Consider the following 13,483-nt stretch of genomic DNA (forward strand, 5'->3'; position numbering starts at 1 on the left):
ACCTTAGAGAGAGAAATCATTTGATTCGTTAAAAGTACGACTTTGCTGCTGATAAGACATCGACATAACCAAACCAACCCCTATCATATTTGACAGCAGTGACGATCCCCCCTGCGAGATAAATGGCAATGGAATACCAGTAAGCGGAAGTAAACCAATGTTCATCCCAATATTTTCAAATACGTGGAAGAGCACCATGACAACAACGCCAGTGGCGATGTAGGCGTAAAATGAATTTCGCACTTTAAAAGTCACTCGAATCATTAAGTAAAGCAAAAGAAAATAAACCGCAATCAAAAAGGCGCCACCGACAAAACCAAAGGATTCTCCCATAACGGAAAAAATCATATCCGATTCACGGACTGGGACAAAGACTTTCATGTTACCGAAACCAGAACCAAAAAGCTGTCCTGAGCCAATGGCCTTCAAATTCTGATAAGTCTGATAACCCGTATCAGATGTATCCTGACCGGGATGTAGCCATGCATCAATTCGAGCAAATTGATAAGCCTGAAAGCCAAACGCTCCTAGGATACTGCGCCCGATGGACGAAGTCACCAGGAAAAGCATGCCACCGCCGAGTGTACCGGCAGCAATCAAAATTGGTCCAAGAATGCGCCAAGTAACACCAGAAACAATGGTAATACCACCTAAAATAGCAATGAAAACCAGAAGCGTTCCCAAATCGTTTTGCAATGCAATCAAAAGCGCAATTGGCAAAAAGACGCCAACCATTTTTCCAATCAATAACCAGTCAGAATCCGTCGTGTGCTCTGGATAAAGTCGATTGTGATTGGCAACCACCTTCGACAACATCAGGATGAAAGCGGGCTTGACCACCTCAGAGGGCTGCAGTGAAACTGGTCCAAAAGCAATCCAAGACTTGGCCCCGGCGGAAGCCGCTAACGCACGGTTATAGAAAAAGAGCACGCCAATCAATAAGACAATCCCTAGACCATAGGCGATTGGTGCTAGCCGCCAAAGTTGAAAAGCATCGAATCGCATAATAAAGGCAATCATTACTCCTCCAACCGCCCAATAAAGCAGCTGCATAATAATTGCCCGAAGGGGCGAAGCATCTTTCCCACCGTTTAAAATGGCAAAGTATAGTGAATAAAGGCCGATTAACATCAGCAAAATCAATACCAGAATCATCCCCCAGTCAAGCTCTGAGGCAGATGTTCGATTCGATTGATGAGCAGCTCTACGTTGCATCATGTTCTCCCTTATTGTGAAGTCATTATGTACAAAAACCCCTTGCCGAAGCAAAGGATTCTTTTAAAAATTAATAGTAAAGGTTATAGGAAGCCAACATGGTTTGCAAAGCTTCATCCTCAGATTGTGCCGCAGCAATCACAACTTGCTTGCCCAATGTCCCAACAAAGGCACCTTGGTTTTCTTCAATCTGACCGATTTCTTGATCATCAACGAATACCTTCAAAAGCTTATCTTCATTTTTTAGCGAAACAGCAAAGCTCTGATTTTTCTTTGACATTCAAAAACTCCTTAACCCTTAGCCTTCATGTGTTCAAGCAATGCACCCGTTCCCTTTGCGACATTATCCAAAGGTGATTCTGCGATGAAAACAGGCACTTCAAGACGGTCAGCCAAGAACTTATCAATTCCGTCAAGCAATGCACCACCACCCGTCAACATGATACCACGGTCAATGATATCCGCTGCCAATTCAGGTGGCAACTTTGACAAAGCCAAGTGAGCAGCATCGGCAATCTGAGCCAACGTTTCATGAAGGGCAGTTTCAATCTCGTTTGCATTAACCGTAATGGTCTGTGGCATTCCCTGGAAGTTATCACGACCACGAACCGCCATCGTCTTTGGTTCTTCGGATGGCAATGCCGAACCGATTTCAATCTTAATCGTTTCAGCTGAGCGCTCTCCGACCACTAAGTTATGTTCGCGCTTCAAGTAGTTAACAATATCAATGTTCATGCGGTCACCCGCAACACGGATAGACTCGGAAACAACAATATCACCAAGTGACAAGATGGCAATATCAGAAGTTCCACCACCCATATCGATAACCATTGAACCAACTGGCTTGAAGATATCAAGTCCGGCACCAATAGCGGCAACCTTTGGTTCGTAGTCCAAATAAACCTTTGCACCACCGGCCTTTTCGGCTGCTTGGATGATTGCCTTACGTTCAATTTCAGAAATGTTGGTTGGTGCGCAGATCATGATGTTTGGCTTTGACATAAAGCCTTTCACGTTCAACTTGTTCACAAAGTATGTCAACATCGCTTCCGTGATGTCAAAGTCAGAAATGACGCCATCCTTCAACGGACGAACGGCCCGAATGTTTCCTGGTGTACGGCCAACCATCCGATAAGCTTCAGCACCGACAGCCAACACACGATCTGTCTTATCGTCAACGGCAACAACGGATGGCTCATTCAAGACCACGCCTTCGCCTTCAACATAGATCAATACATTGGCTGTTCCCAAATCAATTCCAATATCTCTTGCCATGGTTCATTTTCTCCAAAATATAGGTTACCTGAGGAGAGTCAAAATACTCCCCTACAATCCTTTCGATTATACCATATTTGGAGCTAAGAAAGACCAACTTTCAGGCGAAAGATAAGGATTTCTTAAGGGTTCTTGGTCAAAAAGCAATGATTATTTCCTAACACAAACGACCTCCATTACCGTGCCAACGTTATTGAAAATACGGCGGCCGCTCCCGCACTTTTTAATCGCGCTCACGCATGATAAAGGGTTCGCCCCGTCGTATAAACATCATCAACTAACAGGATCCGTCGCCCCCTAATCCGTGGTTCCATTCCTTCTTTAAATTCAAAGGGTTGTGTCGTTTGAAGTCGATCGACTCGTGTTTTAGATGACTGATCGACTTTATGATTGCCAGAAACGGTCAGTGGTTCAAGAAATCCCTTACTGATTGGAATAAAAACATGCACTTGGTTGAAACCGCGTGTTTGCAGCCGCTGACTACTGATGGGGATGGACGCAACCATATCAATTTTCTCAGCACGCATTCGTCGACGGATTTGTTTTCTCATCCCACCTTTAAACAACACGCGCAACCGATAGTCACCAATAAACTTGTAGCGCGCCATGTAATCCTTCATTTGCTGGTTATAAACATAAAGCGCCCGATTTTCAATCAGTGTCTCTCCCTTGTCCTGCCAGGTTTGACAATCCTGACAAAGTCTTGCATCCCCGCTCATTCGACCACAGCCCGGACAGATTGGACCAGTAATCTCCTGAAATTTTTGCAAACAAGTCTGACAAAATTGCTCTTGTGCTCCCCGATAACCTGTTAATAAGGTGAGTAAGGTTAATTCGCTTGTGAGCGATTGCTGACACAGTAAACATTGTTCCATCAATCCATCCCTGCTTTTTCATTTAATAGTCGAATTTCTTTTTGGGCCGCGCGAATCGTACGGGCTGGTCCAGAAGCCACCGCGAACACTACCCCTTCTGTTGCAACACGCGAGCGTCCGACACGACCAGCCATTTGTAATAAGGCCTCTTTTGTAAAAGTCGGATCATCCGCCCCCAATATCACAACTTGTAATTTCGGTAGCGTCACTCCCCTCTCAAGGATGGTTGTGCTCACTAAATAACGGTAATGGCCGGCACGCATGTCCGCTACTTTTTTCAAACGATCCGGGTCGTTGGCATGAACCGTAGTACCGTTACTAGGGACCATGGCAGTGACGTGTCTAAAAACAGGGTTTAAATGACGAACCTTTGGAACAAAGATGATGAATGGTAACTCCTGTCGTTCAAATCCAAGTAACAACTGTTTTAATCGCCTGGAGAACCGTTTCTCCCAATTTGCATGAACATGTAACGTAATCTCAGGAAGGTGCTGCCCATGGAAGCGTTCAGGTAGCATAAGTAACCGCCCGCCTCGCTCTTTGAGCTTGTTAAGGAGTCGTTTGGAGGGCGTGGCCGTCAACATTACCAGATGTCCACTACTCTTTACTGATTGCCTCACAGCGCGTTCCAAAAGGCGATTACCGCGGTATGGAAAGGCATCCACTTCATCAATAATCAATAGATCAAAGGCCTGGTAAAAACGCAATAATTGGTGGACAGTTCCAAGCACTAATTGACTATATCGATAGGGTTCTTCTTGTTCACCATATAAAACCTGTAATGATACCGAAAAAGCCGCTTGTATTCGGGGAGCAAGTTCCAGCACTACATCAACTCTTGGTGAAACAAAGCCAACGCGTAGCCCCCGTTTTAATGACTGTCCAATTAACGGAAAAAGCATCTCGGTCTTGCCAGCACCTGTTACTGCCCATAACAGCTGGTCGACTCCTTCGCTGTAATTCTTAATCAGCTGGCAACTAATCTTTTCCTGTTTTGCAGTTAGTTGACCGTTCCAATGCATCGTGCCAACTGTTTCAAAGTCATTTGGCTCCGGCACCGTTAGTAACTTATCCAGTGTGGACACACGTCCTATCGTTAAACAGTCCAAACAATAGCTTTGCTTCCCAGGTAGCGTGGCCCTTGTTCGACCACCACAACGGCCACAGCGCCCTTTCAGTAGAGAGGGCATCGCCACAGTACCTTCGGGACATTCGCGTGCTTTTGGCCAGGTTACTAACCGACCATAAAATTCCTCTAAGTTCATTTGTTCATCCCATCCATCCTAAAGCAGTTCGCATCCGATTGCTTCATGTTATAATACGAAATATGGCAGACTTTTACTTACTAAAACCCCAGGAAGGTCACTGGGAACAAACAATTAAAAAATCAGACTTCTTGATTTACCTTGCGCGGGTCAATAGCGAAGAAGAAGCGAAAGAAAAAATCGAACAGGTCAATAAAGAACATTACAAGGCCACTCACAACGTCTTTGCCTACGTTATTGGTGATAACGATGAAATCAAGCGCTACTCCGATAATGGTGAACCATCCGGCACAGCCGGTGTTCCGATGCTAGAAGTTCTCCAGAAACAGGGCGTTCACAACGTCTTGGCCGTTGTCACTCGCTATTTCGGGGGAATTAAGCTTGGAGCAGGTGGCTTAATTCGTGCCTACGCCGGGACAACAGCTCAAGGCCTTGAAGCCCTTGGATTGGTTGAACGGCTCAATCGGACCGTGCTTGAGCTAACCGTTGATTACGCCAATAATGACGAATTAACCTACTGGCTAAAGGAGGAAGCCTTTCCTCTGATTGACACGACTTTTGATACCGCTGTCCATCACCAAGTGGCCGTCGATCCAAATACTGTAAAAACTTTCGAAGAAACCCTTACAAACCGCTTTGCAGGGCGCATTACCTTTAAAAAGATTGGCGAGAGTTACTTGGAAATTCCAAAAAAGTAGGTTATAATAACATAGTTCGCGCGGTTGGTGTAATGGATAGCACGCAAGATTCCGGTTCTTGCAATCCGGGTTCGACTCCCGGATCGCGCATACTATGAAAGCAAAAAGAGGAAGAGCAAACAGCTCCTCCTCTTTTTATTTTGTCATCAAATGATGCCAGGCACAGCCCTGATCGTGGCCATTATGAATGCCAACAGCTTGCAACAGCGATTCAACGACGACTGGACCCGTAAAGGAGAAGCCAGCATCCTTAAGCGCTGCTGAAACCTCCTTTGATAAAGTCGTGCTAGCTGGCAACTTTTCCCCATCTTCAGGACCAATATCGACACTTTTCCCTTCTGTAAAGGACCATAAAAAGTCAATGAAGCGTCTTCCCTCCGCATGCCAGTTCACAATAATCCGTGCATTGTGGATGACCGCCTCAATCTTACGACGGTTTCGGATAATTCGAGGATCCTGCATGAGGGTTGCAATATCATCAGTACCAAAGGCGGCAACTCTCGCAATGTCATTGTTCGCAAAGTCTTCCTTCAAGGCCACACGCTTTTTTAAAACCGTCTGCCAAGACAACCCGGATTGAAACAGTTCCATCACCAAGTATTCAAAGGCTAGCTGTTCGTCATGAACTGGTCGGCTATACTCTTTATCATGGTAATCAATCAGTTCCTGACTCAGCATTCCACTTGTCACCCAGCGGCACCGTTGCAACATCGTTCCCCTCCTTTTCAAACACCCTTGAACAGCTTTCAACTAATTATACGAAAACAAATAAAAAAACGCTCCATACGGAGCGTTTTTTAAAGCAATTACTTTGCTTGAATTGCTTCACGAGCTTGTGCTGACAAGTTGTAGAAGGCGTGAATACCCTTGTACTTTGACGTGTCACCAATCAATTCTTCGATACGAATCAATTGGTTGTACTTTGCAATACGGTCAGTACGTGACATTGAACCAGTCTTGATTTGGCCAGCGTTTGTGGCAACAACCAAGTCAGCGATGGTCGTGTCTTCCGTTTCACCTGAACGGTGAGAAACGATTGCCGTGTAACCAGCTTCCTTAGCCATTTCGATGGCATCCAAAGTTTCAGTCATCGTACCAATTTGGTTAACCTTGATCAAGATTGAGTTAGCGGCACCCATGCGGATTCCCTTAGCCAAGTATTCAGTGTTTGTAACGAAGAAGTCGTCACCAACCAATTGAACCTTCTTGCCAAGTTCCTTCGTGATTTCAGCCCAGTCATCCCAGTTGTTTTCGTCGATAGGATCTTCGATTGAGATAATTGGGTAACGGTCTGCCAAGTCTTCCAAGTACTTGATGAAGTCTGCCGTAGCAAATTCTTCCTTCGTTGACCAGCGCAAAACGTACTTTTGCTTTTCAGCATCCCACAATTCAGAAGAAGCAACATCGACAGCGATGGCGATGTCCTTACCTGGCTTATAGCCGGCACCTTCAATGGCCTTGATCAAGTACTGCAATGGTTCTTCGTTGTTAGCGAAGTCAGGAGCAAATCCACCTTCGTCACCAACTGAAGTAGCCTTGCCGTCAGCGGCCAACAACTTCTTCAATTCGTGGAAAGTTTCTGAACCATAACGGATGGCTTCCTTGATTGAAGGAGCACCAACAGGCATGATCATGAATTCTTGGAAATCAACCTTGTTATCTGAGTGTGCACCACCGTTGATAACGTTCATCATTGGCGTTGGCATCACGTATGAGTTCATACCACCAATGTATGAGAACAAAGGCATACCCAATTCATCGGCAGCTGCACGAGCAGCAGCGATTGAAACGGCCAAGATGGCGTTGGCACCCAACTTACCCTTGTTAGCCGTTCCATCCAAATCGATCATTGCTTGGTCGATGGCACGTTGGTCAGTTACGTCGAACTTACCAACCAAAGCCTTGGCGATTGGACCGTTAACGTTGGCAACAGCCTTCGTAACACCCTTACCACCGAAACGGTTCTTGTCACCGTCACGCAATTCAACAGCTTCGTGTTCACCAGTTGAGGCACCGGATGGCACGATACCACGTCCGAAACCACCAACTTCAGTGATTACTTCGGCTTCAACCGTAGGGTTTCCACGGGAATCCAGAACTTCACGTGCAATAATATCTGAAATCAAAGACATTTAGTTGTTCTCCTTTTGTCTGTGGGTTATTCAATAAATAATTCCACTTAAAGTATACCACCCTTATTTAGCAAATTGAACAGTAAACTAGAAGACTTCCTCCTTATTTACAAATAAAAAACAGACAACGTTAATTGTCTGTTTTATTTCAAAGTCGTTTCCAAGCAACCCACCGATTTAATGCGTTGCCTGTGCGATATCAATTAATTCTAAGAACTGCTTTGGATCCAAGGCAGCCTTTCCCACCAAAACACCATCGATATCGTTTTGGGACAAAAAGGCAGCCGCGTTCTTGGTCGTGACAGAACCACCGTAGAGGATCCGAATTTTTTCAGCGACACCGGCTGAGTACAAGTTCTTCAAAGATTGGCGAATTAACACGGCCGCCTTTTGGGCAGCCGTCGCTGAGGCAGCTTCACCAGAGCCAATCGCCCATGTTGGTTCATAAGCGATGGCCACCTGATCAAGCTCTTCTGCCGAAATACCCGCTAATGCGGCTCGCAACTGCGCTAGGACAACGGTGTTCGGATTAACCGTATCATAGGTCGACATATCTTCATCGAGATCAACGATGACTTTCAACCCGTTTTTCAGGGCCGCCTTGGTTTTTAAATTCACTCGCTCATCTGTTTCATTGAAAAGTTTGCGTCGCTCAAAATGACCAATCAAAACATAGGAAACACCAATCTCAGCTAACGCTTTTGGCGAAGTTTCGCCCGTATACGCACCTTCGTCCGTCCAATGAGCGTTTTCGGCTGCTATGGCAAGGCGGGTGTTGGTTGTTGCTTTCACCATTTGTGCCAAGTACAAATCTTGTGCGGCAATGGCAACATCGGCGCCGGTGTCTTTTTCAACTTCGGGAATCACTTGGTCAAGATAGGGAAGAACCTGCGAGGGTGTCATGTTCATCTTCCAGTTAGCCAAAACAAGTGGTCGACGTTTCATATCCGTCATTTGTCCTCCCCCCGTCCCATAAAGATGATGAAGGCTGCTTCAATTAGCAGGATCCAGGGCAGATTCGCGTTACGTTCGCCGAAGAAAACCAGTAATCCGTAAGATAGCGCCAGAACAACCAGCCCCATGCCAATCCGAATCACCCGGTTCTTAAAACCAGAGCGAGAAAGTAAATCTTCCATGTGTTTCTTTTCAGCTTCAAGCTCCGTAATGTCAAGCTTCAGCGACTCGATATGATCAAGCAATCGATCATTTTCCGCTTGGAGAAACTCAATTCGACTGAGTTCCTTTTTATCTTCCTGGTCTTGTTTGGACCAATTAAATAATTTCATAAGCAGTTCTCCATTCCATACATAGTTTACCAAATATTTGGAAAGTCGAGGAGAATAATCGAAACTTTCATACCCTACTTGACAAAAGTCGCAATACACTGTAAAATTCTAAAAGTTAAGTTGCGGATGTGGCGGAATTGGCAGACGCGCAGGATTAAGGATCCTGTGTCCGCTTTAGGACGTGCGGGTTCGACTCCCGCCATCCGCATCATAGAAAAAAGCAGACCTTCGGGTCTGCTTTTTTTGTTGGTTTAAAACTTATTAAAGTATATTCTTTAAAATACGATTAGCACTTTCCACGTTGTACTTCTTCTCTGATAATGGAACAAGATTACCCACTTCATCAAAAAATTCCCCGCTCACCTTTTTAATATTCTTCGACAAAGCAAGATAAGCACCCACTGGAACATCAGTCCTTAGCAGACTACGAGTGTAAGGCATTAATTCACTATGGACATCACCCGGAAAGAAAGCATTGACTGTAATCCCATCCATTGTCAATTCAGCCGCCATTTTTTTAACAAGCAATGTTTTTCTTGATAATAACCACATTGCTCTCTGCATCGTTGTCAATTGTCCAGTGATGATGGGTGCATTTTTAACGGCAAGGGGATTACCAGTAACCAATAAAACTCGCCCACCCCGTAATTGTTGACGCAACGCCATTGTCAAAAAATAATGAGGTCGAATATTCACACGACGATTTTCTTCTCCTGTTTTTGGAAAAACACCTGCACTATGAATGAGAACATCCAACTTGTCGGGAAATGCTCGTGAAGCCTTCTCAACAATTTCAACGCCTTGTTCACTACTAATATCTGCTTGAATAAAGTGAAACAAAGGACCTAGTTGTTCCTGAACAAACTGCCCCTTTTTCTTATTACGCCCCACACCCAAAACCTGATACCCTTTTTTAATCAAGTCTTTTGCAATCGCAAGACCCACACCCGATGTACCACCCGTAACTATAATAAATCCCATACCCCCACCTTTATATCGTTATATTTCGATAAATAGTCAATAAACTCAAAAAAATTATTCTTCTAGATATTTCACCAAACAATCAATTTGCTTTTCGTTTCTCCTATAATAAGTCCACTTGTCATGTCGCTCGCTTATCAATAGATCAACTTGTACCAATTGTTTTAAGTAAGCAGAAACCGTTGACTGAGCCAGTTTTGTTTTAGCAACAATTAGAGTCGCACACACTTCACCATAGTTTTCAACCATATAGTTAATGTTTGCAACAGGCACTTCATCAGTTGCAAACACTTCCGGTCGTCGTAACCATTTGAGTATTTTCAATCTACTATCGTTAGCCAACGCTTTAAAAATTTATTCATTAATATCCATAACCACACTATATCGAATATTTTCGATATGTAAAGTTTTTTTTACAAAAACAGCAACAAAAAAGCGCCTCACCGAAGTGAGACGCTTGGGATGCCGACGAAAGGATTCGAACCTTCGACCCCAGGTTTACGATACCCGTGCTCTACCAACTGAGCTACATCGGCATACTCCGAATGTCGGGCTCGAACCGACGACAACACGATTAACAGTCGTGTGCTCTACCAACTGAGCTAATTCGGAATAATGCGTTTGTTGTATCAAAACAACTATTTAATTATGCCATCTACCCCCATAACTGTCAAGATTTTTCTGCAAAAAAAGAAGTTTTTTTCAATCAGAGAACCCTTCCCTTTTTCAAGAAACGAAATGGCAAAAATATCGCACGAACTAAAAAAGTCACCCCGCAGGATGACTTTTTAAAATTAGAATTGAACGTCTTTCCGGCGCAAAGCTGGAATGGTTAACATAATGATCAATGAAAAAAGATAACTTAAGGTAAAGAAAAGGAGCACGTAGGTGAAGGAGAACTTGTCCATCAACACACCAACAATCGCTGGGAAAAAACCACCAAGGAACTTTCCACCTGAAGAAACGACAGAATTAGCCGTCACACGTGCTTCAGCTGGGTAAAGTCGTGAAACAATGACACCAAAGCCGGCGTACATCCCGTTCGAGAAGAAGCCAACAATCAGCATGATGATCAAAAGACTCAACGCATTGTTAGCAAAAGTTGGTAAGTACAGGGCCAGGGCGGAAAAGGATAAGAAGAGTCCGAAGGCTTTTCGTGGCCCAAACTTATCCAAGAAGGAGCCGAAGAAGTACATTCCAAGAGACATCCCAATTACCATGGCCACCGTCCACAATGTCGACTTTCCAACCGGCAAGCCCAAGTGGGCCTGCATGGTCTTTGGCAACCAAGTCAAAATACCGTAATAACCGCCAATCTGAACCATCATCATCAACACCAACGCTGTGGTCTGATAAGCTAGGGCTGGCGTTTTGAAGACCTCAATAATTGGCAGTTGCTGCTGCTTCTTTTCAAGATCACGCTTTCTTCTTGCTTCCTCAAATTCAGCCGAGTCCTTCAGGTTCCGGCGAACGAAGAAGGCAAAGGCAATAGGCAGCAAACCGAATAAGCAAAGGGCGTTCCAACCATACTTTGGCAGGATAACCGCTGAAGCGATCGCGGCCAAAATCGTTCCTGTTTGGCCACCAATGTGGGCAAGTGAGGTCAAGCGACCAATTTTCTTGCCAGCAAAACTTTCGGCAATCAGTGTCACACCGGCCCCGTATTCGGCCGCCGTACCAAAGCCAGCGATGAATTTTAAGAAGTAAATTTCATAGATGTTATCGGCAAAGTAAAGGGCGGCTGTGGCAAAGGCCACCACAAAGATCGTCCAGTTGAAAATACGGGCACGGCCGATTTTATCGGCCAACATTCCAAAGAACAGGCCACCTAAAAGTGTGCCTGTCATGGCAAAAGTCGTAATTAATCCGGCCGCCGCTTGGGTTACCCCAAGGGAGGCCACAATGGCAGTCGTCGCGATTGGAATCAAGGAATGATCCATGTGTTCCAAACTGAAGCCAGCAGTCGTGGAAAGCATCGTTACTTTCTGCTGCTTAGTAAAATCCTTATAATGGATCGCCTCAGCATCGTGGGCAGTCTTTGTCATTTATTCAATTTCCCTTTCAAAACCGAGGCTCACGGGCCTCAATTATTTCGTCTAAACATTATTTGGTTAAAAACACCACCTGCTACTATACAGAAATTTGCAGGGTGGCGCAATCACTTTTTAAAAAAGAAAAAGAGCCGCAAAAGCGACTCTTTAATCATGTTAGTAAACTTTTATTAAAACTCAATATCCTTACGACGAAAGGCTGGAATCGTCAACATAATCAAGAACGAGAATAGGTACATGGCCGTAAAGAACATCATGACATGGCTCAACGTGTACTTATCCATCAACCAACCGATGATTGGTGGGAAGAAGCCTCCCAGCAATTTTCCAACAGAGGAAACGACTGAGTTGGCCGTCACACGAGCAAAGGTTGGGTAAAGCCGTGAGACAACCACGCCATAACCACCGTACATGCCGTTTGAGAAGAAACCAACGACCATCATGATGATTAAGAGTGACCAAGCGCTGTGGGCAACTAAGAGCAAGTAGACGGAAACCGCTGCCAAGAGCAAGAAGGCTCCGAAAGCCATGCGTGGTCCAAAGTTATCCAGCACGAAACCAAAGATATACATTCCAAGGGACATTCCAACAATCGTGACAATCATCCAAAGGGAGGAACCTGAAATTGACAAGTGCAGTTGCTTTTGCATGATTTTAGGCAACCAGTTCATCAAACCGTAGTAACCACCGATTTGAATCATCATCATCATGATCAGTGCAAACGTTTGGTAAGCCAAAGCTGGCGTCTTAACAACCTCTAGGATTGGTGCCTTTTCAACAACGGATTCTTTCTCTGTCTTACGCTTTGCCTGTGTCTTCAAGAATTCCTCTGGTTCCTTCAAGTGACGGCGCAGAATAAAGGCCAAGAGCACTGGAACCAAGCCAACTAAGAAGAGTGCGTTCCAGCCAAAGGTTGGAATGATGATGGCGGACGCGATGGCTGACAAAACAGCCCCCACCTGACCACCGATTTGAGTCAAGGACGTTAACTTACCAATCTTTTTACCAGCAAAACTCTCAGCAATCAATGTGACCCCGGCCCCGTATTCGGCCCCGGTTCCAACTCCCGCAATGAAACGGAAAGTGTAAACCAGCCAAATATTATGAGCGAAGTAAATGGCACCCGTGGCAAAGGCCACAATGAACAGCGTCCAAGTAAAGACGCGCACACGACCAATTCGATCAGACAACATTCCGAAGAAGAGTCCTCCAACCAAAGAGCCAAACATGGAAATCGTTGAGATAAACCCTCCTGCAAAGTTCGAGATATGCAAAGAGGCAATGATGGATGACATCGCGAAGGAAATGAAGAGCTGATCCATGTGCTCCAAACCAAATCCGGCGGTAGTTGACCAGAGCGTTAGCTTCTGGTTCGTCGAAAAGTCGCGGTAGTGCAAGTGTTCGACAGGCTGTGCTGTGTCTTGTGACATTATTTTTTTCCTTTCAAAATTGACGCTCTCGGGCATCAGTTATTTTGTCAGTGCATTATTTATCGTAATTCACCATTGGCTACTATACCGAAAAAAAGAAGTTAAATCAAATAAAAAAGCCGCCAAAGGCGACTTTTTAAGTACTCCGAATGTCGGGCTCGAACCGACGACAACACGATTAACAGTCGTGTGCTCTACCAACTGAGCTAATTCGGAATAATTAGTGCTTAACTAACTCAATAAGTATACAAAGAAAAGCTAAGCACGTCAATCAT

General features: G+C 44.8%; 14 protein-coding genes and 5 tRNA genes. 3 read left to right on the top strand and 16 right to left on the bottom strand.

What is annotated here, in order from left to right; genetic code table 11:
• Nucleotides 1–3 precede the first annotated feature (3 nt).
• The 5 genes from ACSYSL_RS04005 to ACSYSL_RS04025 all read right to left on the bottom strand — a co-directional run bounded on the left by ACSYSL_RS04005 (nt 4) and on the right by ACSYSL_RS04025 (nt 4,630).
• Complete coding sequence (locus ACSYSL_RS04005; RefSeq protein WP_187753951.1) at nt 4–1,215, bottom strand: FtsW/RodA/SpoVE family cell cycle protein; 1,212 nt, start codon at nt 1,213–1,215, stop codon at nt 4–6.
• Nucleotides 1,216–1,285: 70 nt separating this feature from the next.
• Complete coding sequence (locus ACSYSL_RS04010; RefSeq protein ID WP_491708417.1) at nt 1,286–1,495, bottom strand: DUF2969 family protein; 210 nt, start codon at nt 1,493–1,495, stop codon at nt 1,286–1,288.
• A gap of 11 nt (nt 1,496–1,506) precedes the next feature.
• A complete protein-coding gene (locus ACSYSL_RS04015) occupies nt 1,507–2,490 on the bottom strand; it encodes a rod shape-determining protein (protein WP_010690438.1) in 984 nt (327 codons plus the stop codon).
• Between the two features lie 233 nt (nt 2,491–2,723).
• The gene (locus ACSYSL_RS04020; RefSeq protein WP_491708418.1) at nt 2,724–3,260 is read right to left on the bottom strand and encodes a ComF family protein; all 537 of its coding nucleotides are present in this window, start codon (nt 3,258–3,260) and stop codon (nt 2,724–2,726) included.
• Between the two features lie 104 nt (nt 3,261–3,364).
• Entirely contained in the window at nt 3,365–4,630 is a 1,266-nt protein-coding gene (locus ACSYSL_RS04025) for a helicase-related protein (RefSeq protein ID WP_491708419.1), read from the bottom strand.
• Nucleotides 4,631–4,692: 62 nt separating this feature from the next.
• Here ACSYSL_RS04025 and ACSYSL_RS04030 point away from each other — a divergent pair, with 62 nt between their 5' ends.
• Nucleotides 4,693–5,328: a YigZ family protein gene (locus ACSYSL_RS04030; protein WP_491708420.1), complete on the top strand. Its 636-nt coding sequence runs from the start codon at nt 4,693–4,695 to the stop codon at nt 5,326–5,328.
• A gap of 18 nt (nt 5,329–5,346) precedes the next feature.
• Nucleotides 5,347–5,418, top strand: a tRNA-Arg gene (locus tag ACSYSL_RS04035).
• Between the two features lie 45 nt (nt 5,419–5,463).
• Here the strand turns inward: ACSYSL_RS04035 and ACSYSL_RS04040 are convergent.
• The 4 genes from ACSYSL_RS04040 to ACSYSL_RS04055 all read right to left on the bottom strand — a co-directional run bounded on the left by ACSYSL_RS04040 (nt 5,464) and on the right by ACSYSL_RS04055 (nt 8,746).
• On the bottom strand, nt 5,464–6,039 hold the full coding sequence (locus ACSYSL_RS04040; RefSeq protein WP_338342645.1) for a DNA-3-methyladenine glycosylase I: 576 nt from the start codon (nt 6,037–6,039) through the stop codon (nt 5,464–5,466).
• A gap of 95 nt (nt 6,040–6,134) precedes the next feature.
• Nucleotides 6,135–7,460: a phosphopyruvate hydratase gene (gene eno, locus ACSYSL_RS04045; protein WP_491708421.1), complete on the bottom strand. Its 1,326-nt coding sequence runs from the start codon at nt 7,458–7,460 to the stop codon at nt 6,135–6,137.
• A 177-nt stretch (nt 7,461–7,637) separates the two neighbouring features.
• Nucleotides 7,638–8,414: a triose-phosphate isomerase gene (gene tpiA / locus ACSYSL_RS04050; protein ID WP_491708422.1), complete on the bottom strand. Its 777-nt coding sequence runs from the start codon at nt 8,412–8,414 to the stop codon at nt 7,638–7,640.
• On the bottom strand, nt 8,411–8,746 hold the full coding sequence (locus tag ACSYSL_RS04055; protein WP_187753937.1) for a hypothetical protein: 336 nt from the start codon (nt 8,744–8,746) through the stop codon (nt 8,411–8,413). The genes tpiA and ACSYSL_RS04055 overlap by 4 nt, the downstream gene beginning before the upstream one ends.
• A gap of 122 nt (nt 8,747–8,868) precedes the next feature.
• On the opposite strand from ACSYSL_RS04055, the gene ACSYSL_RS04060 reads away from it, so the two are divergent.
• Nucleotides 8,869–8,954 (top strand) — tRNA-Leu (locus ACSYSL_RS04060).
• Between the two features lie 53 nt (nt 8,955–9,007).
• Here ACSYSL_RS04060 and ACSYSL_RS04065 read toward each other — a convergent pair.
• The 7 genes from ACSYSL_RS04065 to ACSYSL_RS04095 all read right to left on the bottom strand — a co-directional run bounded on the left by ACSYSL_RS04065 (nt 9,008) and on the right by ACSYSL_RS04095 (nt 13,424).
• Nucleotides 9,008–9,727 (bottom strand): SDR family oxidoreductase, encoded by a 720-nt coding sequence (locus tag ACSYSL_RS04065; protein ID WP_491708423.1) that lies wholly within the window; start codon nt 9,725–9,727, stop codon nt 9,008–9,010.
• 54 nt (nt 9,728–9,781) lie between these two features.
• Nucleotides 9,782–10,051, bottom strand: coding sequence for an ArsR/SmtB family transcription factor (locus tag ACSYSL_RS04070; protein WP_491708424.1), 270 nt, complete (start codon nt 10,049–10,051; stop codon nt 9,782–9,784).
• A 139-nt stretch (nt 10,052–10,190) separates the two neighbouring features.
• Nucleotides 10,191–10,263: transfer RNA gene (locus ACSYSL_RS04075), tRNA-Thr, on the bottom strand.
• A gap of 3 nt (nt 10,264–10,266) precedes the next feature.
• A tRNA-Asn gene (locus ACSYSL_RS04080) sits at nt 10,267–10,339 on the bottom strand.
• Nucleotides 10,340–10,521: 182 nt separating this feature from the next.
• Entirely contained in the window at nt 10,522–11,772 is a 1,251-nt protein-coding gene (locus ACSYSL_RS04085; RefSeq protein WP_010690448.1) for an MFS transporter, read from the bottom strand.
• A 176-nt stretch (nt 11,773–11,948) separates the two neighbouring features.
• Nucleotides 11,949–13,208 carry an MFS transporter gene (locus ACSYSL_RS04090; protein ID WP_010690449.1) on the bottom strand — a complete coding sequence of 420 codons (1,260 nt, stop codon included), beginning with the start codon at nt 13,206–13,208 and terminating at the stop codon, nt 11,949–11,951.
• Nucleotides 13,209–13,351: 143 nt separating this feature from the next.
• Nucleotides 13,352–13,424, bottom strand: a tRNA-Asn gene (locus tag ACSYSL_RS04095).
• Between the last annotated feature and the right edge of the window lie 59 nt (nt 13,425–13,483).

The sequence above is a fragment of the Fructobacillus sp. ESL1129 genome, assembly GCF_058507945.1.

Coding starts and splice junctions, on each gene's coding strand:
- ACSYSL_RS04005 (WP_187753951.1), bottom strand. CDS start 1,215: ATGCAACGTAGAGCTGCTCATCAATCGAATCGAACATCTGCCTCAGAG.
- ACSYSL_RS04010 (WP_491708417.1), bottom strand. CDS start 1,495: ATGTCAAAGAAAAATCAGAGCTTTGCTGTTTCGCTAAAAAATGAAGAT.
- ACSYSL_RS04015 (WP_010690438.1), bottom strand. CDS start 2,490: ATGGCAAGAGATATTGGAATTGATTTGGGAACAGCCAATGTATTGATC.
- ACSYSL_RS04025 (WP_491708419.1), bottom strand. CDS start 4,630: ATGAACTTAGAGGAATTTTATGGTCGGTTAGTAACCTGGCCAAAAGCA.
- ACSYSL_RS04030 (WP_491708420.1), top strand. CDS start 4,693: ATGGCAGACTTTTACTTACTAAAACCCCAGGAAGGTCACTGGGAACAA.
- ACSYSL_RS04040 (WP_338342645.1), bottom strand. CDS start 6,039: ATGTTGCAACGGTGCCGCTGGGTGACAAGTGGAATGCTGAGTCAGGAA.
- eno (WP_491708421.1), bottom strand. CDS start 7,460: ATGTCTTTGATTTCAGATATTATTGCACGTGAAGTTCTGGATTCCCGT.
- tpiA (WP_491708422.1), bottom strand. CDS start 8,414: ATGACGGATATGAAACGTCGACCACTTGTTTTGGCTAACTGGAAGATG.
- ACSYSL_RS04055 (WP_187753937.1), bottom strand. CDS start 8,746: ATGAAATTATTTAATTGGTCCAAACAAGACCAGGAAGATAAAAAGGAA.
- ACSYSL_RS04065 (WP_491708423.1), bottom strand. CDS start 9,727: ATGGGATTTATTATAGTTACGGGTGGTACATCGGGTGTGGGTCTTGCG.
- ACSYSL_RS04085 (WP_010690448.1), bottom strand. CDS start 11,772: ATGACAAAGACTGCCCACGATGCTGAGGCGATCCATTATAAGGATTTT.
- ACSYSL_RS04090 (WP_010690449.1), bottom strand. CDS start 13,208: ATGTCACAAGACACAGCACAGCCTGTCGAACACTTGCACTACCGCGAC.